This is a genomic window from Flavobacterium sp. Arc2, from assembly GCF_041431385.1.
Classification (GTDB): Bacteria; Bacteroidota; Bacteroidia; order Flavobacteriales; family Flavobacteriaceae; genus Flavobacterium.
On record NZ_JASMRH010000041.1, the window covers coordinates 1 to 24,561 of the forward strand.

Sequence of the window (24,561 nt, forward strand, 5' to 3'; positions counted from 1 at the left end):
TGAAAACTACCTCGAAGTTCCGTTCCGCAGCCCGAGCCGTTCGTCCTTCGTCCTCAACTCGCGGACTGCTGCCACTTTACTTCTTTATTGTTTTCTTATGCTTTTTATTTAAGGGCGGTGTAAGGAGGTTGTAATTGAACGTTTATTGGTTAATTGCTGTTTTTTTATTTTAAGATAGTCTTTACTTTTTTCCTTGATGAAAAAAGTAACAAAAAAATCAAGCCTGAATAATTTTAAACCAAAAATCATCGGACGTATTTTTCTATTGTGACCCCAGCCGCTCGTGTTTCACACTCGACTCGGGGGTCACTCCCTGCTGCCAACGCTGAAATTTTTACCGTGATTTTGTAGCGATAAAATTATAAGAGCCGTGTGAGGAGGTTGTAATTACAAGTTTGTTTTTGATATTACTGGTCTTACGCAGTCGATTTTCGATGTCTTGTTATTATTTATGAATGTTGTTGGTTTTTTAATTCACTGATGAAGTAGGTGGGAGAGAGGCCTGTTCTGTTATTGAAAGCCCGTGTAAAGTTTTGGGTGGAACCGAAACCGGCTTCGTCACCCAATGCCTTGTTGGTGTAATTGCGGTATTTGTTCTCGCTCTTGAGTAATTCTATAATATGGTCAACCTTTAAATTACTGATATAGTCAACGGTTCCTTTGTCACGGTAGCATGCAATAATTTTTGAAGCGTATTTCATGTTGGTGTTTAGTGATGAAGCCATTTTTGCCAAAGTCATGTCTTTTTCGAGGTACTTTTTATTGCGCTCAAATTTTTCCAGATTTTTTAGAATTGCCGTAACCACTTCAAGATTAATATCGAGTTCTTTACTGGTATTGTTTAATACTAATGATTGGGCCGTATCGGGTTTGCGATTCATTAATTCTTCAAATAATCTTTTGCTTTTATAGTGTCTGTGTACCAGAAACACAATGACTATTAACATTATAGTTATTATAATGGAGACCACAACTGTCCAGTAGTGTTCTTTGTTTATTTGAGTTTGCAGTATTTTTTTGCTGTCGTATTCTTTGTATATTTTGCCTGAAAGGTATTTGTAATCCTTAAGTAACTGCTGATCTACTTTTGACAGGGTGCTGAAGTAGTATAGTTCTAATTCTTTGATGTTTTGTTCCCGATAGTAATCAATTAATAGTTCATAAGCTTCCCGTAAATCAGGGCGTATGTACTTTTGTTTTTGGAAAGCTTCATCTATCTTTTTTAAGTAGGGTACTGCCTTTTCCTGCAACTTGAGGGCCCAGTAGCTTTTGCCTATGTAAAAATAGGCCGTCGTTTCGTTTGTAAAGTCTTTATTCTCTTTCAAAGCAGGCAGTGCCTTTGTCAACTTCTTTATTGCGTCAGGATAATTGTGTTTGAAATATTGATTTACGCCTTCGGAATGGATGAAGTAGGATTGCATTTCGAGGTTTTTAAAACGCAGGCCCTCGCTCAGGCCTGTCTGGTTCATCTGGCTGCATAACTTATATTTGCCTATGCGATTGTAAGAAAGCCCTAAAGAGTGAAGTGTATTCAGATATGCACGGCTATTTTCTTCCTTGAAATACCCAAGACATTCTTTAAATAATGCTACTGCCTCATCGTAAAATCCAAGGTAATATTTGATCTGAGCAATGCCATATTTTACTTTGTAAATTTGGTATTGGTTGTTTGTCTTCGAAATGTATTTATCTGCTATCAGGTAATTGTCAAGTGCTTTCATGTGTTCTTTACGGTCATAATACACTGCTCCTCTAGTCATGTACGCTGCTCCGATTAATGCCATGTCGGCTGTCCGTTTGGCAGCTATCAGCATACTATCGGCATATGTAAGCCGTAACTTTTTATCGTTTTTATAAATTAATACTTTATATGCTAACGCCATTTTGTCGAAGTTTCTATCCCTTTTTGCTTTAGCTAACCATGACTTGGCATATATCCGTTCTTTGATACTGTCCTTTTCCTCATAAAGTATGTTGTTGCTAAAATATTCATAGTCTTTAGTTGAAAGACTATCCGGAATAACAAAATTCCTTTGTTGTGTATACGCGTAATTATAAAAGCATACCCATAATAATATAAGCAGGTGTTTTTTTGTCATATTCCTAAGAGATTGGCACTTATTGATTAGAAATCACAAGGTTAATATATCTCAATACACTACTCCTGCAAAATAAATGTAACTAAAATAACTATACAGACGCAAGAATTTACCTAGTAAATAATCTTATTGTCTTTTTCAGGGTAACTATCTGAATATTGGTTGCTTATTGAAAATTGTAGTGTGTTCAATTCGGGAATTACATATTGTAGATTCCCGAATTGAACAGTGGTTGGCTTGCAGGAGGGGAAAGGTCCCATTAGTTTTGCCCTGAATTCAAACGGTTTTGTTATGAGCAAAACCACCATCAAAATTGTTCAGATTATCCCGGGAGAAATGAACTGATTAAAAAGTAATCAGTAACATTTAAAACATTATCAAAGATGAAAAAATTCTATTTAGGTTTTAGTACATTAATTTGTTTATCGGTTCTATTTGCGCTTGCTTCCTGTACAATCGATAGTCCTCTTTTAGAGGGTGATACGATAGGCATGTCAGATGCGAAGAAGGAGAATTTTTATTATACTCCCAGAAAAGGGGATACAGTGCTCGTTACGGAAAGTTTAACGGCTAATACAGTCACAAAGGAGGAAGAAGATATTATTGATCCAGACTGGAAAATACTTATCGGCCATATTACTGGTGGTACTGGAAGTAGTAACTAGACATAAAAATCATACACATTACTATGGTAGTTATTATTACAGTATGATTTTTTTGCAATCAAAGCTAGAAGGCTGCTCATTTTAGTGTGAGCAGCTTTTTTTTTAATTTTCATCTGCATCATCCATGCGAATTGTGAGTTTGTTTTTGAGTGTATTCATAAATTTTGTCCTATCGGATTTCCTGTTGCGGATTTCCAAAAAAACCCTATTGAATTGGCCCAATTCGATTTCTAAAAAAGACTCGAAAAAGGTTATGACTTCTTTGAGTCCTGTGGCTCCATTATTAAAAACGCCTTCTGAATGCAGTGCATAAATTAATTCTATCAAATCTACTTTTGATCCTGTCCATTTTAGGCTTTTAGAGAGTGGGGAAGGCGATTGTGTTGTTATTGGCTTTCTTTCTAGTTTTTCTATTTGTACTTCTAGAAAATTTTTTATCTCATCGTTCGCTATTATGCGAGCCATCTTATAGTCATGAGAGGTTGCGAATCGATGGTCTATTTCAAAATAAACACTGTCCATCATTAATTTTAGGTCGTGTTTTTTGCGTATATAATATTTGTTATCAAGACAATTATTAGCCGTGCGGCAGTAGCGGTAAAACTCCTGGTTTTGTTTAAAGAAAACTTTTAATTTAAGAAGTTCTGCGTTATAATATTTAGCTATTGTTTTATGGGAGCCCAATGGCTTGTTGGTTTCTATAGTATAGATTTCGCTATAGTAAATCAGTTTAGCCGCAAACTTCGGTTTGATGTCGCGAAAGAATTCTATTTCTTCTTTCTTGTTCAACGATTTGTATTTTATGAAAAAGGATTTTAGTCTCTCTAAGGCATTAACGCTACTTTTAATGGACAATTCAGCCGATTGAATTGGATTTTCTGTTTGCAGATGGATTATTTTTAATTGCTGCTCTAATTGGGACATCAAGGATTCAGAAAATAATTTCATTGAAGCGGTTTAAGATTTACAAATTGACTTACTTGGTAATTGAATTGTTCTGTAAATCTATTTGATGGTGACTACCTTTGCAAATGGAGTGGTGTGCGATTCCCGAATTGAATAGTGAAATTCCCGAATTGCATACTTTGTTTTTTGTACTACTGCGGTAAACCAGCTTTGTATTTACCGCAAAAATGCGGTGATAAATTGAAATAATCAGCCCATATTAGTTTATTTCCGGTATTGTAGATAAAAGATACTGGTTCGAGGTTGAGAGAGCTCGAAGAGTAGGATTAATAGCTTAATATGAAAAGAAATTGCTACAATGAAGTACTTCGAATACTACCTGAATTCTAATAGACATGTTAACAACTGTGTTGATAAAAATTCTAAAATGTTAGAAGTGAAAAATTGCACAAAAACAGTGATTTTTTGGTATTAATGGGGTGGCTATTGCGTATTTTATTGTAAATAATGCATCGTTTCTAGCATTATGGGGTACACTGCATATTTTCTTCATTAAGATTTATATTTGTAACACTAATGAACATCATTAGCACATATAAAAAAACCAAAAGTTGGAGCTTTTGGTTTTAAGTGGATTTGTTCAATCCTTATTTTCGGTCATATGAAAATACTATATTTAATTTGTGGGTCTTTGATTGTATCACAGGTCACACACCTTGTCAAGGAAGTACGAAAACTTGTTCTTGCTTGTAAGAAGTAATTTTTTTTTAAACCACTAGACCTTTTCTCAGGTTCTGGTGGTTTCTTCTTCCATACAAAAGTAATAAAATATATTACTAAATAACATAATATGTTACTTTAACAGTAGATGAACAAGTCGTCGAGCGGGTTTATAAAGATATTCACGGTAAAATTCAGGAGACTTTTATTGTATTTACGGTTTTAAAGTACTAAAAAAAAGCAAAGTCATGAGACTTTGCCGAGCAGGATCTAGACCTCGAAGAACAGGTTTATAAGGGCTGAATACATTTGTCCTTTCTGTTATGGGAATCTATTATGTTAATTGTATAATCTTGATTTTTTATTAATTTCGTTTCTTTAAGAATGTTTAAAAGGTCAACTTCTACCTGCATTGTTTGGCCGTTTTCAGAAGTTGTAATCTTATCTTCTTTTGAAATCGCAACCAATATTTGTCGATCTTTATTCTTACTAGCTTCCTTTAATAGTTCTTGTAAATCAGCAGAAGCAATTGCATGCTGTCCTGGTTCGTCAAGTATTAAGATTCCAAGATGAAGTTCAGCTTTTACTAGTAATGTCATGTAGAATGCCCATTGCGCACGAATAAAATCACTTGCTGACGAAAGCAGGCGAATAGGTTGTGCTGTAATAGTACCTACATTAACTACAGGGAAAAGCTTATTGGATTCATCTTGAGAAATATAAATACGTGAAAGTATTTCTTTTGAATAACCAAATTTTTCTAAATATTTAATAAACTGATTTTTAAAATCTTTAATCTTTTCTTGATCAAGTTCAAAGTGACGCTTTAATACTTCTTTCCTAGATCTAATTTTTGCCAGCTTTTTCGAGATTTCAGTTAGGTCGGATTTGAACCTGTTAAATTGGTGACCGATCTTTACCATTTTTTCAAGTTCAAATTTTATTCGCATTTCTTCACTGATACTTATTCTAGACGGAATTCGTGAATCGTCCAGTAATTCTTGATCTAGCATTGACAAAATATTTTTTAATTCTCTAATCTTTTCGTGGTAATAAGTGACAATCTTATCAAAGCGACCATTGAGGTTTTGCGAACTTTTTAGATAAGATTCATATAAGCTGCGCTCAGATTTATAAAAATATATGGATTTGGAACTGTTAATTTTATCAATATTAGTAAACTGTATATCAGGATTAGTTAGTAGTGAAGAATTACACACAGGACAATTTTCTACAGCGCCAACATGAAATGATTTAAGCTGATTAAGTTTATTAATCCCTTCCAAAGCTTCAATTTCCCTATTTAAATGCTCAACTGTAATTTGATAGTTTTTTATCTTGACCTCTTCATTAATTTGCTCATCTCTTACTTTCTGTAATTCCTTATTTAGATAAACTAATTTTTTACTGGTATCGTTATGCTTTATGAGGATTTCGCTACTTGTTATTTTTGAAGTATCCAATGTGTTCTTTAATGCCAGGTCACGATCTTGTATCATAAGATCTGATATTATTTTGTTTAAAGTGCTGTAATTTCCCTTGGTGTCTCTAGTTTGCAGATCAAGCTTCAAAATTTTTGCTGGGGAAAGTTCCGCTGTGAATGTTTCCGCAAGATTAGCGGTCAATAGATTATAATATGATGTGATAGTTTGAAAAGTTTCGACAGTATTTGTCCAAACAGTTTTATATTCTTTCTCACGCTGCTTCAACTTATCGAGTTCAAACTCTTCAATAAGTCCGCTAAGACCTAAGGTATATTCTACGATCTTCTGCTTGGCTTTTTTAGTATTAAAAACTGGAATTTGAGCGAAGAAATCTGACCAGCCTTTTGTTTGCTCTACAAATGAACTCGCAAATATCTGCTGTAAATAAAGAATTTTTTGTGTTGTTCCATCTTCATCTGCAAAAAGAGGAATTGCGATATTTGAAAAATCAGAAAGCCAGCGATAAAAACCATCAGCATGATCTGTATCACCTGCCGCATGAATAAATTTTTCTTCCGCTAAGCCATCATTGACTTGAACATTTATTAAATTAGTATCTTCTGTGTACGGTGATTTTATAACTCTCTTAATTATAGCTACTTCTCCTTTCTCATTACTTATATTTAGTTGTGCATAAGATTCAAAAACACTAAAATTTTGGTTGTTGTACTTAAAGCTGGTCTTTAAACATTCCTTTAAACCATCTGAATTACCGTAGCTAGCCAACTGTTCCATACCAAGGCAATAGTAAATGCATGACAAAACCGTAGATTTACCACTAGAATTGTCCCCTGAAAGAATATTTAGACCAGAACTAAAGATGTAGTCAAATCCAAAATTATTTCCTGAAGTATCAGTGACTAATGCTTTAATTGAGTGAATTTTTATCATTACTTACCAGATTAATTGTTGTTTTTTAAGTTCGCTTAAACTAACGGCTTTGCACCATTGTAAAATTTCGTTTCGGATATCGGGCATTATATCGTTATCCTCCATGTCCTTGACTACCAATAATCCTGAACTGCTTAAGCTAAAACTAATTGTACCGCTGCTTTCCTTAATAATTAGATATTTTTTTTCATGAGACAAAATTATGTTTTTGCGTAATGCTCCAGAGATTTCCCATGGAGAAGAAAGTAAAGTAGACAATTTATTTACAGAAATATTTTTTTTCACCACATCTAAAATAAATGCGATCTTTTTTAATGGTATTGAAAGCGTTTTTCCATTTATTGAGTATTTAATGATAAGCAATATCATCAAAATATTAATCTGATCATTGTCCTGATAACCATCAAGAATTTTGATTTTGTTTCCCTTTATTATTACTTTATCACTCATTTGCTAAAATACTTAAACTGCAATCTGCAATCCATTCACTAATTCCGTAAAATGCCAATAACTTTACATCCGAAGCAGAAAAAACTGTGCCGATACATTCACTCAGGTAATTTTCATATTCATTTTTAATATTTGTAACGCCAAGACGAGCTTCCGATTTATTATCGGCGTAAATATTTTTATCTTCGAGATCATAAACTTTATATGCGTTTTTATACAAAGTAAAGAGTTGTTCATTATTACTTAACTCTGCTGTTATATAAGCTTTTCCAAGAAGCAGTTTTTTAATGATAAGCCTTTTATTTATTTCTAATTGATCTTCGGCGTATACATTTGGAAGTTTACTATTTATATATATTAGTTGCGGTTTGTTAATATCGTTATTCTCCCATTCCGTAATTGCGTTCTCATCTATTGTATCAAAGATAGCATCTAAGGAGCTTTTGCTAAGATTTGGATCAAAATTTAATTCCTCAGAATCCATTATTGGAAGTTCAATTCCTAAAGGCTTAAGTGCGGATAGAGCTGATACACTTACAAACTGAATTTGGCCATCATCACCTTTATTTGGAATTTCGACTATAACACCGGCACATATGAGTTTCTTATGATTTTCAATAAAAAGACCAGAACCCGACCATCCGCCCAACCAATCACTACCGGAACTGTAAGTGTTGTTAGTTAAAAGACTCCTATCAATACTACATAGAAAGTGATGATCAATTCTTTCACAAACTGAATTAAAACATAATTTTTTGTGTGTTACTGAACTTGTAGAGCTTTCATATCTTCCTCGAAACATTAATGAATGTGTTGGGTTTTTTGGAATTGTACAAAATATGGGGCAGGAGAAACTTCCAAGAGATGATTTACAATCTAATTTAAGAACTATAATATCATGTAGCTTTGCAAAGTCATGATCACCCAACAACTCTAAAATTGGGTGCGCGACACCAGTATGGTCTACTACGTTCCAATTTTGGAGGGTCGGAGATTGGTCAAATTTTTTTCCAAACAAATTATGACTCGCTGTCAAACACAGTAGATCTTCTTTCCAAGGGAAAATTACCGAACTTCCAATGAATCGATCTGCTATATGAATAAGACCCGTGGTAACATTTAAATTAGAAATGTTCATTCTTCTGGAAATTTTAGATTTTGAACTGATTGAAAATTAAAATTAAGTGTCTCTTGTTCTTCGAGCGTTAAGAGTTTATTCAAAGGCAAGGGATAGTTCGAATAAATTGTTATCTGGTCCTCGTTTGAAACACGTCCGAAGGTACTAATTAATATTAAAGTTTCTCTCGAAGGATGGTAATAAGGTCCGCTACTGTCAGTTGATATTAAATATTTTGAGCATTTGATTCTTTCCAGTAAGTCTTGAGTTGTATTGTGCTTGGAGCCGTGGTGGCTTACCTTGAATAAATCAACTTCCAGAGGCTTCTCTTTTGTATGACCTCGTCGTTCCAATTCTTCACATATTAGCTTTGGATTAGCATCACCTAAAAATAAAAGTCGATTATCTTGGTATTCTAATATAAAAGCTACAGACGTAGCATTTAGGAGATCGGTTTCCCAGTTATGAGGTAAAGGTTGATTGGATAGGATTTTGTCTATATCCATTAATGGTTCATCTCGTGTGGCTACTTTGTTGTCAACTTGCTTTCTTCTGTTCTCATATTCCTGATAAATTTCATTTGCTGTCCATTTTTCCACCAGTTTTTCAATGACTTCTGTCCTTGGGGACAGTATTAGTAGATTTAGTCCATGAATATGTATTAAATCATCATTTGTTTCATTTATATAAATGGGTAAGGACTTTATGCCGCGTGCCAGCAGCAGCTGTTCAAGTTTTACTCCATGTTCAACTCCTACTAGATTTGAATCTGATGGTGCTAAAATAAGCTGTGGAGTATTCATATAAACTATTGCGGAAGGAGAAAATGGATGCTGTTTATCACTTAACCACTTGAAAAAACCTCCAACATGGTCGTAATCTACGTGAGTTACAATAATAGCATCTTCCTTGTCGAAATTTTGAATATTGGCCTTAATATAACGATATGTACTTTTGTTTCCAGCATCAATCAGCAACCGATGTGGACCCTCTTCGTCCCAGGAAAGCAAAAAACTATCACCTTTTCCTGCCTGAAAACAATCCAGTTTTAACATTTCAAGTAATTAAAGTAAGTAAATTGATTAAAGTACACATGGTGCATAATGTAAGAATTGGTTTAGGGTTAAAAATATAATAAAAAGTTTAATTACAATTTACATTGTATAAGTTTGTAAAATCTTCGTCAATTATGCATAGGTATATTTTAGGTTCTGTCGCATCTAAAGATAAGTTTTATCTAAAGATATTTTTAAATTACGATTAACTATAAAATAAGATTAACTACAAAATAAGATTAAACATATACATCTTTTTTAAAGTAGTAATTTTATTTATACATTCATCTTCGGTCGTAAATAAAAGCTTTTTAAGTTATACTCACAATACCTACATTTAGTGATATTTGACTTAAATTAAAAACATAATAGAATGCTTATGCAGATATAATTATATGTAAAACAAAAAAAGACACCTTTCAGCATCTTTTTATCACATTCATTATTGACGAACGTTAAGGGGCAATCCAATCAAAGTTGATAAGATGCGCTAAATTGTCTGTCAATTTATTATCGGGACTTGATCTTAAATACTTTCCGTTGTTACCATTGATAACTTGTACTGTTTCGCCAATTTTCCATACTGCATTAGAATAATTCCATATCCATGTGACTGCGCTGTTACTATTTACTTCTAAAAGTGCTACAGCTTGCGCTTTAGTTTTCTTTGTAGCTCTTGTAGTGCCAGTATCAGTTACAGTGTGAAATGCATAATGAGTAATTATACTGTTTGTATCCTTCCAAATACCAGAAATTCTGTAATTTGCCATAATATATATTTTTTTGTTATTGTAAAATTACATGCTAAATTTTTAACTTCTTTACGGTTTTCCATAACTAACAAAAATATTTAATGTAAAACTAATACTACACTAGTATAATTACCTGTTTTAAAAATGTTTTTTCTATTCAATTATTTTGTTAATTTTAATAATGTAGTTTTACATTATTAAAAAAACAGCAAGTGATGTTACGAGTACCTGTCGAGAAATTTAATTTTCCACAATACGAAGATGAAGATGTAATCAGAGCGTGGCAATGGTTTATGTCTTTTATTTCGCCAATAGATTGGCAAAAAAGAAAAGCAGCCATAGAAAGTAGAATTACTATGGAATTTAAGGAGACAGTGCCTTTTTCCGAGCCTTTGACGGAAGGTACTTTGCTAGTTGTCAAAGACGATGTAATTGGGTGGTATTTATATTTATTGGATATGCTTATAAATGAACCACACAAGTATGAGAATTTCCAAGGTGCTAGAATTGTACCTGTTTTTAAACGATTAGGTATAGACTTAGATTTATTGAAGGCGATTAACGGAATTGAGACAAGAGTAAAATCTTTGATGAAAAAGCGACGATTAGAAGCTGATGCCATTCTTTTTGAAATAACTAGTGCATTATTATGGGCTAGAAACGGATATGAAGTTGCTTTTCTTGAAGAAAAAAATGAAGGTAAGACTCCTGATATTTTGGCTACTAAAGGAGATAAATCATGGTTTATTGAATGTAAAAGACAATCAAAAACTGCTGATTATACTTATAGAGAAACTTATAAAAGGCAGAAAATGGTTTCCTACATCAGTAATTATCTAATTAAAAAAAATATTTTATTAGACATCATCTTTCATGTCGAACTGGAAAGTTTACCTGATACCTTTTTAAAAGAAATTTTAGATCAAAAAATACAAAACCCCGTTATAGGTAAAATTGTTTCCAATGCGCAAGTAGATATTTGGCTTGACTTTGTAGACATTACTGAAATTAAAAAACATTTAGTAAAATACTATGTAAAAAATAATTCCCCAATGCTAAATACCTTAATAGGGAAAAAGCCAGTTGATAATAGGGGATTCACTTGTGGTATTTTTGCTGATTTTTTCAGAGTGGGAGATGGAGAAGTTAACAATCTGTATATCAGAGATGTTGAAAATGCTTTTGGTGTATATTGGAGCTGTGATGCAAACGAATCTATAGAGGCTAAAGCAAGAGATATAAAAAGTCATGTTTATAAGGCCATGCAACAATTTGACTCTGAAGGTACAGCAGTTATCCATATCGGTATGGAAACTTTTGACGGACCAGATGTTGAAAAGGCTAGATTCGAAAAAATTAAGGAAACAATTGAAAAAATAGATCCTACAAAAACTAACTTGAGATGGATTTTTTGTAACTTTTTTCAAGCCTATTCGCCTCCAGACCAAGATTGGGTATTTGATGAAACGGTTTCAACTATGACATCATACGCTACACAAGACGCACCTATCGAAACCAAATTAATGATAGTACCCGAGAATGTAGATAATTCCAAGTACTTAAATCACTGGAATAGACCACTACCATAAAAAAAACTACCTATTGATTGTCAGAGAAAGAAGCTGATACGTAAAAATAAAAAAGATGCCTAAGCATCTTTTCATTTCTTACCTCTAGTTCTCCAGCTATCTTTATAAAAATAATCTCTCATGGACTCATAAAACTTACCTCGCAGGTAAAGACCTAAAACCCATATCACGATTAACCCTATAATTTCATACCACTTCATTTGTTGTACTCTTAAATATAAAGTATGCAATAAATGATTTTGTATTTTAGAATGCTATGCAATTCGGGAATTTCAATATGCAATTTGGGAGTATGTATAGACATAAAAAAAGATACTTCTTAGCATCTTTCATATTATAGTGGTTTATCTGGCCAAAAATCTTTGGGAGAACATTCTAGAATTTTAGCTATTTCGTTTAGATGTTTAATATTATATTTAGCCCTTTTTGATGGAGCTTCAATATCTGATATAAAAGTTGTACTCTTACCTATAGCTAAGGATAAAGAAACTTGGCTTAGTCCTTTCCCTTCTCTAATTTCTTTGACTCTTATAATTACAAAGCGTTCTATTTCATCAAGTGATTCATGCATATTTACAAATTGACTTAAAATAGAAATAAAAAACTAAGGACTATAGTCCTGTATTTGAAATATTTTATTATATTTGTTTTATCATTACGAGTATGTAATGTATTTTTGCGATTCTTCATGTAAAAAACATTTGAAGCATTCGCTTTGAATCTCGTTATCAAAAACTGGTAATTTTAGCACACGAGATGATAAGTACGATGCTCACGTCCCATGGCGTGGGCTCACTTATTCGTGTGCGGGTATACCAGTACCTTGATAGCGTTTAAGCTGAGTTCCATGCCATTTTTTATGCTCTATATTTTGGTAATTACTCCACTTCATTCTTAGCGCTTTATCTTCATTTTTATAGTCTCGCAGCAGTTTAAACCGCTAAAACTTGTATGCCTATGATTGAATAAATGAATACTCAATATAAAATACCTGCACCGAAAGGTCCATTGAATAATCGCCTAGTTAATTTATTTTGAATTTGTTAGTAAAAGGTGCAGGCTTGTTTTTTTATTTTAAATGCAGAGCAAAGAAGATAGAATAAAGAACATAGAACAAAGAATAAAGAAAAAAGATTAGAGAATAAAGAACAAAGAACCAAGAGCAAAGAGCAAAGAATAAAGAAAATAGATCCACTTATTGAAAATAACAAATGACCAAAACCTAAAACCCATGACCCAAATCTATCTTTTAACCCCCAAAAATTAATAATATGAAATACTACAGACAAATTCAAGCAGCATTAATAGTGGCATTAATAATACTGATATGCCTTTGGCTTTATGGTTGAAGCTACAAGAGCAAAGAATAAAGAAAATAGAATATAGAGCAAAGATGCAGTAAGTGTTTTTTTATTTTAAATGTTGAATTGCTTCGCCTGTTCGCTATCGCTCGGGTTTAAATTTTAAATGGAGAGCAAAGAAAATAGAATAGAGAAAAATAGATAAGAGAATTAATCCAATAAAAATCATGCCTATGAATTAAGAACTAACAAAAAAAGGCCCTCTGACTGTCTCGACAACTGAAAAGAGGACCATCGCTAACAAAACTAACGTTTCAATTAACTATACCAATATTATGAAAAAATATTCATTTTACAAGGGTGGTTCGGCTTTTTGGTACCTGATTATTTTCGGGTTCTCCTTAAGCTACACCCCAGCTTCAGCTAACAAAGTACTGAGGCCAATGCATTACTTACTACAACAAAACCAAATAAGCGGTACTGTAACTGATGGTGTCAATCCTCTAGCTGGTGTGACTGTTTCCATAAAAGGAAAAGCTACTTCCGCGACTATTTCCGACTTTAACGGGCAATACACCCTCACAGCATCCCCGGACGATACTTTAGTCTTTAGCTTTATGGGTTTTTTAACCACTACGGAGTCCATAAATGGACGTAAAACACTAAACGTACAATTACAAGAAGATGCTACCCAATTGCAGGAAGTTCACATCAATGCGGGTTATTATAGCGTAAAAGAAAGTGAACGTACGGGCAGTATTGCTAGAATTACGTCAAAGGATATAGAGACGCAACCTGTGACTAATGTGCTTGCAGCAATGCAAGGGAGAATGGCAGGGGTTGATATAACACAACAGACAGGAACGCCAGGTGGAGGCTTTGACATTAGAATTCGCGGACTGAACAGTTTACGCAGTAGTGGTAATGCGCCATTGTATATTATTGACGGAGTACCTTATTCCTCTGATGCTATTGGTAGTTTTTATACTTCGAGTACGACACCAAGGCAAACAAGTCCGCTTAATAGTATTAACCCCGGTGATATTGAAAGTATCGAGGTACTTAAAGATGCCGATGCCACCGCTATTTATGGTTCACGGGGTGCTAATGGGGTTGTACTGCTCACCACCAAAAGAGGGAAGGAGGGCACTACTCGATTTACTGGTTCCGTTTCAAGCGGTTTTGGACAATTGACCCGCTTTATGGATTTGATGCATACGCGAGAATACTTGCAAATGCGTAGGGAAGCGTATGCCAATGACGGCATTGTGAGCTATCCTGCAGATGCGTATGACGTAAACGGTAGCTGGGATCCTAGTCGAGAAACCAATTGGCAAAAGGAACTTATAGGAGGTACCTCCAATTATACTACAGTACAATCCTCGGTTTCTGGAGGCTCAGCACAAACACAATTTCTACTTAGTGGGAATTACAGCAAAGAGACTACGGTTTTTCCGGGTGATTTTAAATATCTTAAAGGCAATATGCATGTGAACCTCAACCACGCCTCAGAAAACAAAAAGTTCCGAATTAATTTTAATGGTGGTTACACAGCGCAGGATAATTTTCTGCCACCATCGGATTTTACGAAAGAGGCGATTACGATCGCCCCGAATGCTCCAGCGCTGTATGATGCTGCAGGAAATTTGAATTGGGAAAACAACAGTTTTAATAATCCGCTAGCTAGTCTTGAAGGAAAATTTAAGAGCCTTACGTATGATCTAATTACCAACTCATTGTTATCCTATGAATTGACTGACGGACTGGTATTGAAATCGAGTTTTGGATACAGTGACCTGAGGCATAGTGAAATTAATAGCCAGCCCTATACGATTTATAGTCCCGCTTATGGATTGGGCAGTGATGCATCGTTTGTTTTTGACAACAATACCAACCGACAATCGTGGATTATTGAGCCTCAACTGTCCTGGAATAGAAAGATTGGCCACGGAAAAATTGATGCATTGATGGGCGGTACTTTCCAAGATCAAAGTAGTAATCAACTTGTAACTATGGGTTCTGGATTTTCCAGTAACAGCCAGATGGATAATCCTGGTTCAGCTGCTAATTATAGCGTCCTGAGCAGTAATCAAACTATTTATAAATATCAAGCGTTTTTTGGCCGTGCCAATTTTAACTGGATGGAACGCTATATTGTGAATGTCACTGGACGCAGGGATGGTTCGAGTCGTTTCGGTCCAGGTAAGCAATTCGCCACTTTTGGTGCAGTGGGTGCTGCATGGCTTTTTGGTAATGAAGCTCTTATTAAGAAGCATGTGGGATTTGTAAGTTTTGGAAAACTCAGGGGTAGTTATGGAACGACAGGAAATGACCAGATTGGGGATTACCAGTATCTAGATACTTATACTAGTTCAGGAAATATCTACCAAGGTATTAGCGATCTTAGTCCCTCCCGATTGTTTAATCCGAATTTTGGATGGGAGACCAATACCAAATTGGAATTTGCGGTGGAGACGGGTTTTTTTAACGACCGTATTTTTACCACTTTTGCCTGGTACCGCAACCGCTCCTCTAATCAGCTTGTGGGGACTCCGCTACCTGGTACTACCGGTTTTACGTCAATACAATCGAACCTTGATGCCAGGGTACAAAATACAGGTGTTGAAATTACTATCCGTACTGTAAATATTAGCCATTCGACTTTTAGTTGGGTTAGTAGCCTGAACTTTACCCAAGCTAAGAATGAACTGCTGTCGTTTCCTAGTCTTGCAGGTTCTCCGTATCGCAATCAATATGTTATTGGACAGCCTTTGAATATCACGAAGGTATATCATTCCACCGGTCTTAACCCGCAGACGGGTGTTTATCAATTTGAGGATGTGAATGGTGATGGGGTTATTACAGCGGCCGATGATCGAAAAACGATAAAGAATCTTAATCCACAATATTATGGTGGATTGCAAAACCAGCTGCATTATGGTCCTGTTCAATTGGATTTCCTTTTCCAGTTTGTGAAACAAGAAAATTTCAATACCACTTTTATGTTTGGTATGCCTGGGATTATGAGTAACCAGCCGACTGCAGTGCTGGATCATTGGCAAGAGCCTGGTGATTTAGCCCCTTACCAAATTTATAGCAGTGGTATCAAATCTGCCATACAGCGAGCCAATACCCGACATGCTCAGAGTGATGCGGGTATTAGCGATGCGTCCTATATCCGCCTAAAAAATATCTCGCTTTCCTATGACGTGCCTGAGCGATGGACTAAAAAGATGAAATTGAGGTTCAGCCTTCAGGGACAGAATATGTTAACCTTTACCAAATATAAAGGGGCTGATCCTGAGTTTAGGACAGCGGGTTTTCTGCCCCCCCTGCGTATTTATACCAGCAGTTTGCAAGTTACTTTTTAACCTAAAAAATATCGTAATGAAAAACAATACTAGATTATCTGGCTACAGGAGGCTTTGTAATGCCTTGACTTTGAGAATTGCGCTGTTTGCGGTTATCAGTTCGTGTGTTATTTCTAGCTGTGACAATTTTACCGAAGTTGGATTGCCTGCTTCACAGCTTACCGCTGCTGCTGTTTTTGAAGATAAAGCCACAGCTAATGCAGCTATGACTGATATTTATTCTAAAATTCGTGATAACGGATTACTTACCGGATCGTTGTTTGGACTTTCGAACCAGTTGGGGTTTTATTCCGATGAACTTGAATTGTATGGCGGTGAAACCAATTTTTATAATAATGCTTTATTGCCTTCTGGGAGTGAGGTCAGCGAATTGTGGAACAGCAGTTATAACCAAATTTATGCCGCCAATGCAGTTTTTGAGGGCGTGGAAAATTCAGTTTCTCTACCAGTAGCCGAAAGAGACCAACTGAAAGGAGAGGCGCTTTTTGTACGCGCACTGCTTCATTTTTATTTGCTGAATGCATTTGGAGATATCCCCTATATCCGTACCACCAATTATGAACACAATAGGGTGGTGGAGCGAATGACTGAAAATGAAGTTTATGTGCTCCTTAAAGCAGATTTGGAACAGGCGATTTTTTTATTGCCTGAGAATTATATCAGTGAAGAGCGGGTGCGTCCCAACAAATGGACAGCCGAGGCTTTGTTAGCAAGAGTCAATCTTTATATGCAGTTGTGGGACGAAGCATCGAATGCGGCATCGGCGGTACTCAATCAATCGGAGCTTTATTTTTGGGAGGCCGATCTCGACAAAGTATTCCTAAAAGAAAGCACTGTAACGCTTTGGCAGCTTATGCCCAAGATATTGGGTGACAATAGCCAGGAAGCGGAAACTTTTAGTTTTATCAGCGGTCCGCCACCGATGTCGGCATTATCAAACTCTCTAATGGATTCATTTACCGCAGATGACCAAAGAAAAACACATTGGACTACCCCTGTAACTGACGGTACAGCTGTTTGGTATCATGCTAGTAAATATAAAGCAATTGGTAATACTGGAAGTGCTATGGAATATTCGATCCTATTCCGTTTGGCCGAACAATACTTAATTCGGGCAGAGGCTAGAGCACATCAAGGTGATCTGATTGGCGCCAAGGAAGATCTCAATAAAATCAGACATACAGCGGGATTACCGGACACGGAAGCCACAACCGGTGCTGCGCTCCTTGATGCTATAATCTTGGAGAGAAGGCTGGAGTTTTTTACTGAGTTAGGGCACCGTTTTTTTGATCTAAAAAGAACAGGGAGACTTGATGCTGTTTTATCACCATTAAAAGCAGGGTGGAATTCTACCGACCTAAATTTTCCGATACCTGAATCTGAACTATTGCTAAATCCTAATCTTTCACCGCAAAATGCTGGATATTAAAACTGATACCATGAAAAAAAGATTTATTGCCTATCTGCGTTTTATACTCCGGGTTATAGGTTTTTATTTTTTGTTAATTTCCTGCCCAAGTATTGGGCAGGGGAAACAAAAAAAGCAACTCACCGCAGCAGATTACCAGCTGTGGAGTACGTTACGAGCCAAAAAAATTTCGAATCAAGGGAATTGGGCGAGTTATCAGCTGCAGTATCAATCAAAGAAGGATACTTTGTTTGTAAAAAATACAAAAGGGGATAGGGTTTATACTTTTCCACGCGGTTTTGAGGGGGAGTTTAATGGTGAGACTTGGTTTGGCTGTAAAATGCAGGATACACTTGCTTTGCAAAATTTAGTAACTGGAGATTTACACTACACTCCAAACGTAAGTAGTTTTGCTTTCACCAAAAATGGGAAATACCTGTTGCAATTTTTAAAGGTAGCTGAAAATAAAAGCGAACTGATTATTAAAGATATGAAGGGAAGAATAGTACAACGGATTGCTGATATGAGTAGCTGGAAATTTAATACTACGGGGAATGCATTGGTTTTTTGTGAGGATTTGGTTGATAGTTACTCTGTTGGGATGTTGCAGTTGGGAACAACTATTGTGGAACGCACTATTGCCACCGATAGCAATAATAGATTCCAGAACCTTAGCTGGAAAGGTAAAACGATTGCTTTTATGCAAGCTGGAGACCAGAATGCGAAATTATTTTGCTATACTACCGATGATAAAAATCTAGTTAGTTTTGATCCAGAATTGCGGGAAGGTTTTCCTCCAGATATGCAAATTTCGTTGGACAATGGTTCTATTCTGCTATCCGAAGAGGGTGAACGCATCTTTTTTGGACTAAAGGAAAAACCTATTGCTGTAGATAGTACGGCAGGGACAGTTCAGATCTGGAATGCATTGGATAAGTTGCTTTATCCCAATAAGAAGCTTATTGGAGCAGCTGCACTTCGTGATAAGTTAGCAGTTTGGTGGCCTAAGAGCAACCGTTTTTTACAAATTACCAACAAAATACTGCCATCTGGAGCCTTAAATGGGGATTTTAATTATGCTATAACTTATGATCCGATTGCTTACGAGCCGCAATCTAATTACGATGGGGTACGTGATATTTATATTACTGAATTGTTGAGTGGAAAAAGAAAACTGATTCTTGAAAAGCATTCCGGCGATATTATGACACTATTGATGTCTCCAGACGGGAAATATATTTCATATCCTAAGGCTGGAAGTTGGTGGGTTTATGATATTGCTAAAGGAACGCATACGAACATTACTAAAAATTTGGAAATGTCTTTTTTTAACGAACAGTATGACCGGCCGAGTGATCCAATGGCTTATGGGAATCCAGGTTGGACTGCCACCGACCAATCGATTCTTTTGTATGACGAATTTGATATTTGGGAATTGTCCCCTGATGGTTCTTCAAGCATCCGGTTGACTCGCGGTAGGGAAGAGGGAATCAGTTTTAGAATTAAGCCGCTAAACGTCGAGCAAGAAACTAAAACGGATGCCTATGAACTGCGTACAGGACGGTTTCATACTAATGGGCAATTTATCCTGGAAGCAGATGAAAAAAGTACGGGATCGAGCGGTTACTACTTATGGAGCATGAAGAGCGATGTAAAGCCATTGGTTTGGGCTGCCAAGAAAACAAACCAATTTATCAAAGCTGCTAAGAGAGATGCATTTTTGTATGTGGAGCAAAGCTATGAATGCGCTCCGAGGATTTTATTCCAGTCTGATTTTAGAGCTCCTGCGAGGGAGTTGGTTCAAAGTAATCTACAACAGCAGCATTATTATTGGGGAAAAGTGGAGCAAATTCATTATACTGTTAATGGGAAAGTACTATCAGGAGTGCTTATTTATCCAGCGGATTATCAGGTGGGGAAGCTCTATCCGATGGTAGTCCAAATCTACCAGCGGCAATCGCAATATCAGCATGATTATGTAAATCCCAGTGTCTTTGAACAGGGGGGATTTAATATCAGTAATTTTGCCACACAGGGATATTTTGTCCTGCTTCCTGATATTGTCTATGAGTTGGGTGAAGTAGGGAAATCGGCTACATCCTGTGTGCTTGCGGCAACCGAGGCGGTAATTGCAAAGGGTTTAGTTGATCCGTCTAAGATTGGCCTTATTGGGCATTCTTTTGGGGGGTATGAAACGGATTTTATGATTACGCAAACGGATCGGTTTGCAACGGCTGTGGCTGGTGCAGCATGGACTGATTTGGTGAGTACTTATCTGTATATAGGAGGTAATTACCTTAAACCTGATTTTTGGCGGTCTGAATATGACCAGCTACGGATAGGGAAATCATTGTTTGAAGACACCAACAGTTATCTTAGAAACTCTCCAGTCCTGCAGGCAGCAAAGGTAAAAACACCCTTATTGTCTTGGACTGGTGGCGAAGACCATCATGTCAATTATTACCAGAGTATTGAATTTTATCTTGCTTTAAGAAGGCTTGAGAAAAAGCATACGATGCTTATTTACCCAGGGGAAGGTCATGCGTTATTAGAAGGATCAAATCAAAACGACTTGACACAACGTATCGAAGAATGGTTTGGGCATTATTTGAAAAATGAGCCTTTGATGCCATGGATGCAAGCTGATCATTAATGATTTGGATTCTTTAATACAGATTATAAAAAAACAATGCCGTCTGAATTTGATTCAGGCGGCATTGTAATAAAAAACAACTTTTAGCTATTGTGTATCTCTGTACAAAAGATTTGGACATGTTGCGCCCGGTTTTGCATAAAGATTGGCACCATCGATATCTGAAGTACAAACGAAGGTTCCACTGTTGGAACACGTTTGCACCTGCTGACATGGAATGGCAGCACTAACATGCTTGTAGCCCATTACTGGCGCCACTTTACTACTTTTTTTCTCCATTGCATTTGTTGACAATGCTCCAGCTAATCCTACTGCAATTACAGCCATTGGCATTACTAAATTTAAAAATTTACTTTTCATAATAACAAAATTTAGAATTTATGATCTACTCTTTTTTACAGGTTTTCGATCTTATCCCTGCTACTTGGCCAATAGATTTTTATGTTTTTAATTTATAATCGGTTGTTGGATTGATAATTTTTAGTGATGGCTTTACCTAGATCGTATCTGACGATGCGATTGTCAATAAGTGCATACAATACTGACTCCAGTATGATAAAGTTTTTCATTTTTTTACCATTTTCATTATAGATGTAAAAGCTTAATAGGTAGCTGTTCCTTGAAAGGTCATATACGTCTATAATGCTTGCCTGTTTCCACACTTTTATATTTTCATAAAGACCCGGAATTCCTGAATTCACATAAAGCAGGTTGTTGAATACTGCAGACTCTTTATTAACAATTAGAGGTTGTTTATCTAATTTTTTTTGATTTAGGCTTTTAATATTGACGATATTGAGGTTAGCGCGACTTATTGTGTCAATAGTATTTCCTCTATAATCGATGGTAAGATTCCGGTCAGCAACGGTGTATTGGTTGCGATAAGCATACAAATAAATAATCCGGCTTAATTGTTTGCTGTACATCATATGTCCATCGGTATCAAAAAGACCGTCTCTTTGTTTTTGTAAAATTGCGGGATTAAGAAGAGTTTTGGTTGTGTCGCGCAAATTCAAAGTTGCCATAATACTTTCGCCACTACCATGCTTTTGTGCGCGAACAACCATTGTTGTCGAATCCAAAGGCTCTACCAAAGAAAAGTATTCTCCTCCTTTTTTTACAAGTTTCGCTTTCCAATCTTTGATATTTCCTTTGAATACGCAGGGAACAGAACCATCGTATACATAAAAATATGGCGCTGCTACTTTAATTTTTACTGATTTAAAAGATAAATCCTTACGATCCAGTTTAATTTGATATTGTGTTTTTTGTTGCAAAGAGGAGTCCAGTATTGTTATCAATAATTGTGCGGTGGTGTTACCAAGATATATTTTATTTTGGTCAATGCCTGCAATATAATATGAGTTTAATTTAAGGTCTGCCTCCTTCGATTTTACAGCAGGAAAATGTTGAAAACGTCTTGTTAATTTATTGTGGTAGTGTGTTATGTTTTCTGATACTAAAAATAAACCCACGATAATTCCTGTACCGGATACTGTTAAAAGTGAGAGAATGATAATGAGGTTACGAGGCTTTGAAATTAGAAGTTCTGTTGCCGCTGCATTACGTTCAATTCGAATACCTATTATGGACAAAGTAATGAATACAATATTAAATACCAGATGTTCCTTCCATCCCAATTTTTCGAGTATTCCTCCACAGGAGCAGGGAATGAATGAACTGTAATTTAAAATAATAAAAATATAGGCTGTAAACATGACCATCAAGCTAAAGGAAGCGAAAAGTGCCGTGAGGCGAAATCGGGTAAACAAGAACATTATTACAATGACCAGTTCTACTAGTGGAACTAACCACGAAACAGAACCCGCAAAAGCACTTAATAAGGGAGACTGTCCAATTTGCACTTTGAAATTTTGAAAGTCCAATATTTTACTTATTGCAGCATAGGTAAATAACAACATGTACAAATAGCAAATTACTGATAAGATATTATTCTTTAAATTTGTTGTTGATTTCATTTTATGTCAGTTTGATACTGTAAAATTGTAAATAAAAAACTTATAACATTATGCAAATCAGGCATTTCGTTATTCAAAAATAAAATAGTGCAAAAGTATTAGGATTGAAGATTTTCTTCAGGTCTTGAAATGTCACTTGGTTTGTAGCCAAATTTTTTTTTGAAGGCCTTGTAGAAATTAAGATAGCCTTTAAAACCATTGAGATATGCAATTTCTTTTAAAGAAACGGATGTTTGCATAATCATAAGATGTGCTCTTTTCAAGCGTTCGTCTTGATAAAAGTTATAGACACTTGTTTTGAAAAAAGTTCTAAAACCATTTTTTAATATATGTTCTTCAATAGCAAACATTTGTGCCAAATGATGTAAAGTGGGTAAAGGTTCATCCAGATGACTGAGAATATAGTCATGTAAATTTTGTACAGCAGTAACTTCATTGTGTTTGCGAATTTTTGAACCAGAGAGACGGTCATTAATGTCACGCATCTCTTCAAGTATGGTTGATACTGAACTCACAATTATTTCATCGCTGTATAGTAATCGTGATACTGTGCAAAATGATGGCAGCAGGTGATTATCACCAGTAATTAAAATTAATTGCAAAGTAGTGTTGTAATTGGAGTTTTTATCTAATTCATCAAGAATACCGTTCCAAAGATCTTGCGATTGCTGAGCGATCAATTTTCCAAAGTCGGTATTGACAATTTTATCCGCTTTATATTTAAGAGTGAGCGGTACCTCATTATTAAAACTCAATAAAACAAAATCATTATCCAATACAAATGTTAATTGAATTAGATTTTGGTACGGATAGTAAGTGCTAATATTTCCTGATGCCAGATTTATTTTTTGGAGATCTTCTGCAATTTTATTTAATGCTGCAGCAATATTTTTTAATTCATCATTACTATTATCCTCGATGCGGAAGGTCATATTTCCAGTTGCCATTTCGAACAGCATTTGGTAAATACGTTTAATCCGGACCTGATTAAATTGGTCTGACATATTATATATTTTGAAGTGATTTGCTGTTGGAAGGAAAGGAATAACCTTTGCAAACCTATCAAAATAAATTATTTGAAGCTAAAACTATAGTGTTCAATTCGGGAATTGAATAGGTGTTTTTTAGAAAAAAGTGAGTGGTGTCCTTCGACAAGCTCAGGATGACAGGGAATAGTGAGAAGTGAATGGTGAAACGATTTTAAATTTCATAATCGAAGTGTAATTCTTGAGACGATCTATAGTTGAGGTATGCAATAATAGGAATCATTGTAGTTTGATTTTTAGGTGTTTAGCTGAGATAGAAGATTTTAGTAAAGAATAGATATTTAAATAACTTAACACAAAAAAAATGGCGACAATCAAGAATGAAGAACTAAAAAAAATTTATGGCAAGATAAAAATCGTGGATAGTTTTCCAGATTACAAAGTGAAAGTTGTTGAAAGTTTCGCAGATATAAATGTGAAAATTGTTGATTCTTTTCCAAATACTGAAGGGAAATGGAAGATTGTTGATTCTTTTCCTGATTTCAAAATAAAGATTGTGGATAGTTTTCCTGATTTTAAGATAAAATATGTTGATAGCTTTCCAAAAGTTAATTAGTAAAAAGAAAACTTGAAATACTGTGTTTTAATTAAAGACTACAGCTTACAGTTAGGTTTTCATTGCGTGTACAACACGAACAATGAAACCTGTGTTGAACGAAACTGGCTGAGGTTTATTTCTCTGATTTGATCTCTTTTATAATGAGTTTGATTTTGGCCTGCTGCTATTTTATTTTTCATTAGATACCTTTTGCCTTCTCTCGACAGTGACTTGTTGCTATTGAGTTTTTTGTGTAGAGTAGGAGGGTATTCTATAAAAAAAACCTTTATAAAATTCAAAGGGCTGATATAAAAATATTTTTTTTTGATTCTTCTTCAGCGATTTTTCTGAAATCTTTAATAATTTCTCAAACTATAGTGAACCTTTATGTTGTTACTAATTTCCTTCAGCATTAGGAAGATTTAAGGGGAACAGAAGTATCAGATTGTTTTTTGGTTCTTATGGGATTGGCAAGTGAAGCAATTTTAGATTTTAATAAGTCTGAAAGTCTAAACGACAGGATAAAATATGGTGTTG

General features: G+C 35.3%; 17 protein-coding genes. 6 read left to right on the forward strand and 11 right to left on the reverse strand.

Annotation, left to right across the window (positions count from 1 at the left end):
- Window positions 1–449: 449 nt before the first annotated feature.
- Complete coding sequence (locus tag QO182_RS18610) at window positions 450–2,099, reverse strand: AraC family transcriptional regulator (RefSeq protein ID WP_371563398.1); 1,650 nt, start codon at window positions 2,097–2,099, stop codon at window positions 450–452.
- 383 nt (window positions 2,100–2,482) lie between these two features.
- On the opposite strand from QO182_RS18610, the gene QO182_RS18615 reads away from it, so the two are divergent.
- Window positions 2,483–2,764 carry a hypothetical protein gene (locus QO182_RS18615; protein ID WP_371563400.1) on the forward strand — a complete coding sequence of 94 codons (282 nt, stop codon included), beginning with the start codon at window positions 2,483–2,485 and terminating at the stop codon, window positions 2,762–2,764.
- A 102-nt stretch (window positions 2,765–2,866) separates the two neighbouring features.
- On the opposite strand, the gene QO182_RS18620 is transcribed toward QO182_RS18615, so the two are convergent.
- The 6 genes from QO182_RS18620 to QO182_RS18645 all read right to left on the reverse strand — a co-directional run bounded on the left by QO182_RS18620 (window position 2,867) and on the right by QO182_RS18645 (window position 10,157).
- The gene (locus tag QO182_RS18620; RefSeq protein WP_371563403.1) at window positions 2,867–3,712 is read right to left on the reverse strand and encodes an RteC domain-containing protein; all 846 of its coding nucleotides are present in this window, start codon (window positions 3,710–3,712) and stop codon (window positions 2,867–2,869) included.
- A gap of 968 nt (window positions 3,713–4,680) precedes the next feature.
- Window positions 4,681–6,765: an AAA family ATPase gene (locus QO182_RS18625; protein ID WP_371563405.1), complete on the reverse strand. Its 2,085-nt coding sequence runs from the start codon at window positions 6,763–6,765 to the stop codon at window positions 4,681–4,683.
- A 3-nt stretch (window positions 6,766–6,768) separates the two neighbouring features.
- A complete protein-coding gene (locus QO182_RS18630) occupies window positions 6,769–7,215 on the reverse strand; it encodes a hypothetical protein (RefSeq protein ID WP_371563407.1) in 447 nt (148 codons plus the stop codon).
- Window positions 7,208–8,353 carry a hypothetical protein gene (locus QO182_RS18635; protein WP_371563409.1) on the reverse strand — a complete coding sequence of 382 codons (1,146 nt, stop codon included), beginning with the start codon at window positions 8,351–8,353 and terminating at the stop codon, window positions 7,208–7,210. Before QO182_RS18635 ends, QO182_RS18630 begins: the two co-directional genes overlap by 8 nt.
- Window positions 8,350–9,387 (reverse strand): ComEC/Rec2 family competence protein, encoded by a 1,038-nt coding sequence (locus QO182_RS18640; RefSeq protein ID WP_371563412.1) that lies wholly within the window; start codon window positions 9,385–9,387, stop codon window positions 8,350–8,352. Before QO182_RS18640 ends, QO182_RS18635 begins: the two co-directional genes overlap by 4 nt.
- 455 nt (window positions 9,388–9,842) lie before the next feature.
- Entirely contained in the window at window positions 9,843–10,157 is a 315-nt protein-coding gene (locus QO182_RS18645; RefSeq protein WP_371563415.1) for a DUF3892 domain-containing protein, read from the reverse strand.
- A 197-nt stretch (window positions 10,158–10,354) separates the two neighbouring features.
- On the opposite strand from QO182_RS18645, the gene QO182_RS18650 reads away from it, so the two are divergent.
- Window positions 10,355–11,728 (forward strand): hypothetical protein, encoded by a 1,374-nt coding sequence (locus tag QO182_RS18650; protein ID WP_371563417.1) that lies wholly within the window; start codon window positions 10,355–10,357, stop codon window positions 11,726–11,728.
- A 334-nt stretch (window positions 11,729–12,062) separates the two neighbouring features.
- Here QO182_RS18650 and QO182_RS18655 read toward each other — a convergent pair whose 3' ends face one another.
- Window positions 12,063–12,299, reverse strand: a complete 237-nt coding sequence (locus QO182_RS18655) for a helix-turn-helix domain-containing protein (protein WP_371563419.1) — start codon at window positions 12,297–12,299, stop codon at window positions 12,063–12,065.
- 1,065 nt (window positions 12,300–13,364) lie between these two features.
- Here QO182_RS18655 and QO182_RS18660 point away from each other — a divergent pair.
- From QO182_RS18660 to QO182_RS18670, 3 genes are read left to right on the forward strand one after another with little or no spacing between them, the layout of a single operon-like run.
- Entirely contained in the window at window positions 13,365–16,400 is a 3,036-nt protein-coding gene (locus QO182_RS18660; protein ID WP_371563421.1) for a SusC/RagA family TonB-linked outer membrane protein, read from the forward strand.
- Between the two features lie 16 nt (window positions 16,401–16,416).
- Window positions 16,417–17,829 (forward strand): RagB/SusD family nutrient uptake outer membrane protein, encoded by a 1,413-nt coding sequence (locus QO182_RS18665; RefSeq protein WP_371563424.1) that lies wholly within the window; start codon window positions 16,417–16,419, stop codon window positions 17,827–17,829.
- Window positions 17,830–17,839: 10 nt separating this feature from the next.
- The gene (locus QO182_RS18670) at window positions 17,840–20,461 is read left to right on the forward strand and encodes a prolyl oligopeptidase family serine peptidase (protein ID WP_371563426.1); all 2,622 of its coding nucleotides are present in this window, start codon (window positions 17,840–17,842) and stop codon (window positions 20,459–20,461) included.
- Between the two features lie 87 nt (window positions 20,462–20,548).
- Here QO182_RS18670 and QO182_RS18675 read toward each other — a convergent pair whose 3' ends face one another.
- From QO182_RS18675 to QO182_RS18685, 3 genes are all read right to left on the reverse strand, one after another.
- Window positions 20,549–20,821 carry a hypothetical protein gene (locus QO182_RS18675; RefSeq protein ID WP_371563429.1) on the reverse strand — a complete coding sequence of 91 codons (273 nt, stop codon included), beginning with the start codon at window positions 20,819–20,821 and terminating at the stop codon, window positions 20,549–20,551.
- A 92-nt stretch (window positions 20,822–20,913) separates the two neighbouring features.
- Window positions 20,914–22,440 (reverse strand): MauE/DoxX family redox-associated membrane protein, encoded by a 1,527-nt coding sequence (locus QO182_RS18680; protein WP_371563432.1) that lies wholly within the window; start codon window positions 22,438–22,440, stop codon window positions 20,914–20,916.
- A 98-nt stretch (window positions 22,441–22,538) separates the two neighbouring features.
- Window positions 22,539–23,444 carry a helix-turn-helix domain-containing protein gene (locus QO182_RS18685; RefSeq protein WP_371563434.1) on the reverse strand — a complete coding sequence of 302 codons (906 nt, stop codon included), beginning with the start codon at window positions 23,442–23,444 and terminating at the stop codon, window positions 22,539–22,541.
- Between the two features lie 346 nt (window positions 23,445–23,790).
- On the opposite strand from QO182_RS18685, the gene QO182_RS18690 reads away from it, so the two are divergent.
- Window positions 23,791–24,042 (forward strand): hypothetical protein, encoded by a 252-nt coding sequence (locus tag QO182_RS18690; protein ID WP_371563436.1) that lies wholly within the window; start codon window positions 23,791–23,793, stop codon window positions 24,040–24,042.
- The last annotated feature ends 519 nt before the right edge of the window (window positions 24,043–24,561 follow it).

Excerpts from the sequence above, each read along its gene's own strand:
- QO182_RS18610 (WP_371563398.1), bottom strand. The coding sequence starts at position 2,099 with ATGACAAAAAAACACCTGCTTATATTATTATGGGTATGCTTTTATAAT.
- QO182_RS18615 (WP_371563400.1), top strand. The coding sequence starts at position 2,483 with ATGAAAAAATTCTATTTAGGTTTTAGTACATTAATTTGTTTATCGGTT.
- QO182_RS18620 (WP_371563403.1), bottom strand. The coding sequence starts at position 3,712 with ATGAAATTATTTTCTGAATCCTTGATGTCCCAATTAGAGCAGCAATTA.
- QO182_RS18625 (WP_371563405.1), bottom strand. The coding sequence starts at position 6,765 with ATGATAAAAATTCACTCAATTAAAGCATTAGTCACTGATACTTCAGGA.
- QO182_RS18630 (WP_371563407.1), bottom strand. The coding sequence starts at position 7,215 with ATGAGTGATAAAGTAATAATAAAGGGAAACAAAATCAAAATTCTTGAT.
- QO182_RS18635 (WP_371563409.1), bottom strand. The coding sequence starts at position 8,353 with ATGAACATTTCTAATTTAAATGTTACCACGGGTCTTATTCATATAGCA.
- QO182_RS18640 (WP_371563412.1), bottom strand. The coding sequence starts at position 9,387 with ATGTTAAAACTGGATTGTTTTCAGGCAGGAAAAGGTGATAGTTTTTTG.
- QO182_RS18645 (WP_371563415.1), bottom strand. The coding sequence starts at position 10,157 with ATGGCAAATTACAGAATTTCTGGTATTTGGAAGGATACAAACAGTATA.
- QO182_RS18650 (WP_371563417.1), top strand. The coding sequence starts at position 10,355 with ATGTTACGAGTACCTGTCGAGAAATTTAATTTTCCACAATACGAAGAT.
- QO182_RS18655 (WP_371563419.1), bottom strand. The coding sequence starts at position 12,299 with ATGCATGAATCACTTGATGAAATAGAACGCTTTGTAATTATAAGAGTC.
- QO182_RS18660 (WP_371563421.1), top strand. The coding sequence starts at position 13,365 with ATGAAAAAATATTCATTTTACAAGGGTGGTTCGGCTTTTTGGTACCTG.
- QO182_RS18665 (WP_371563424.1), top strand. The coding sequence starts at position 16,417 with ATGAAAAACAATACTAGATTATCTGGCTACAGGAGGCTTTGTAATGCC.
- QO182_RS18670 (WP_371563426.1), top strand. The coding sequence starts at position 17,840 with ATGAAAAAAAGATTTATTGCCTATCTGCGTTTTATACTCCGGGTTATA.
- QO182_RS18675 (WP_371563429.1), bottom strand. The coding sequence starts at position 20,821 with ATGAAAAGTAAATTTTTAAATTTAGTAATGCCAATGGCTGTAATTGCA.
- QO182_RS18680 (WP_371563432.1), bottom strand. The coding sequence starts at position 22,440 with ATGAAATCAACAACAAATTTAAAGAATAATATCTTATCAGTAATTTGC.
- QO182_RS18685 (WP_371563434.1), bottom strand. The coding sequence starts at position 23,444 with ATGTCAGACCAATTTAATCAGGTCCGGATTAAACGTATTTACCAAATG.
- QO182_RS18690 (WP_371563436.1), top strand. The coding sequence starts at position 23,791 with ATGGCGACAATCAAGAATGAAGAACTAAAAAAAATTTATGGCAAGATA.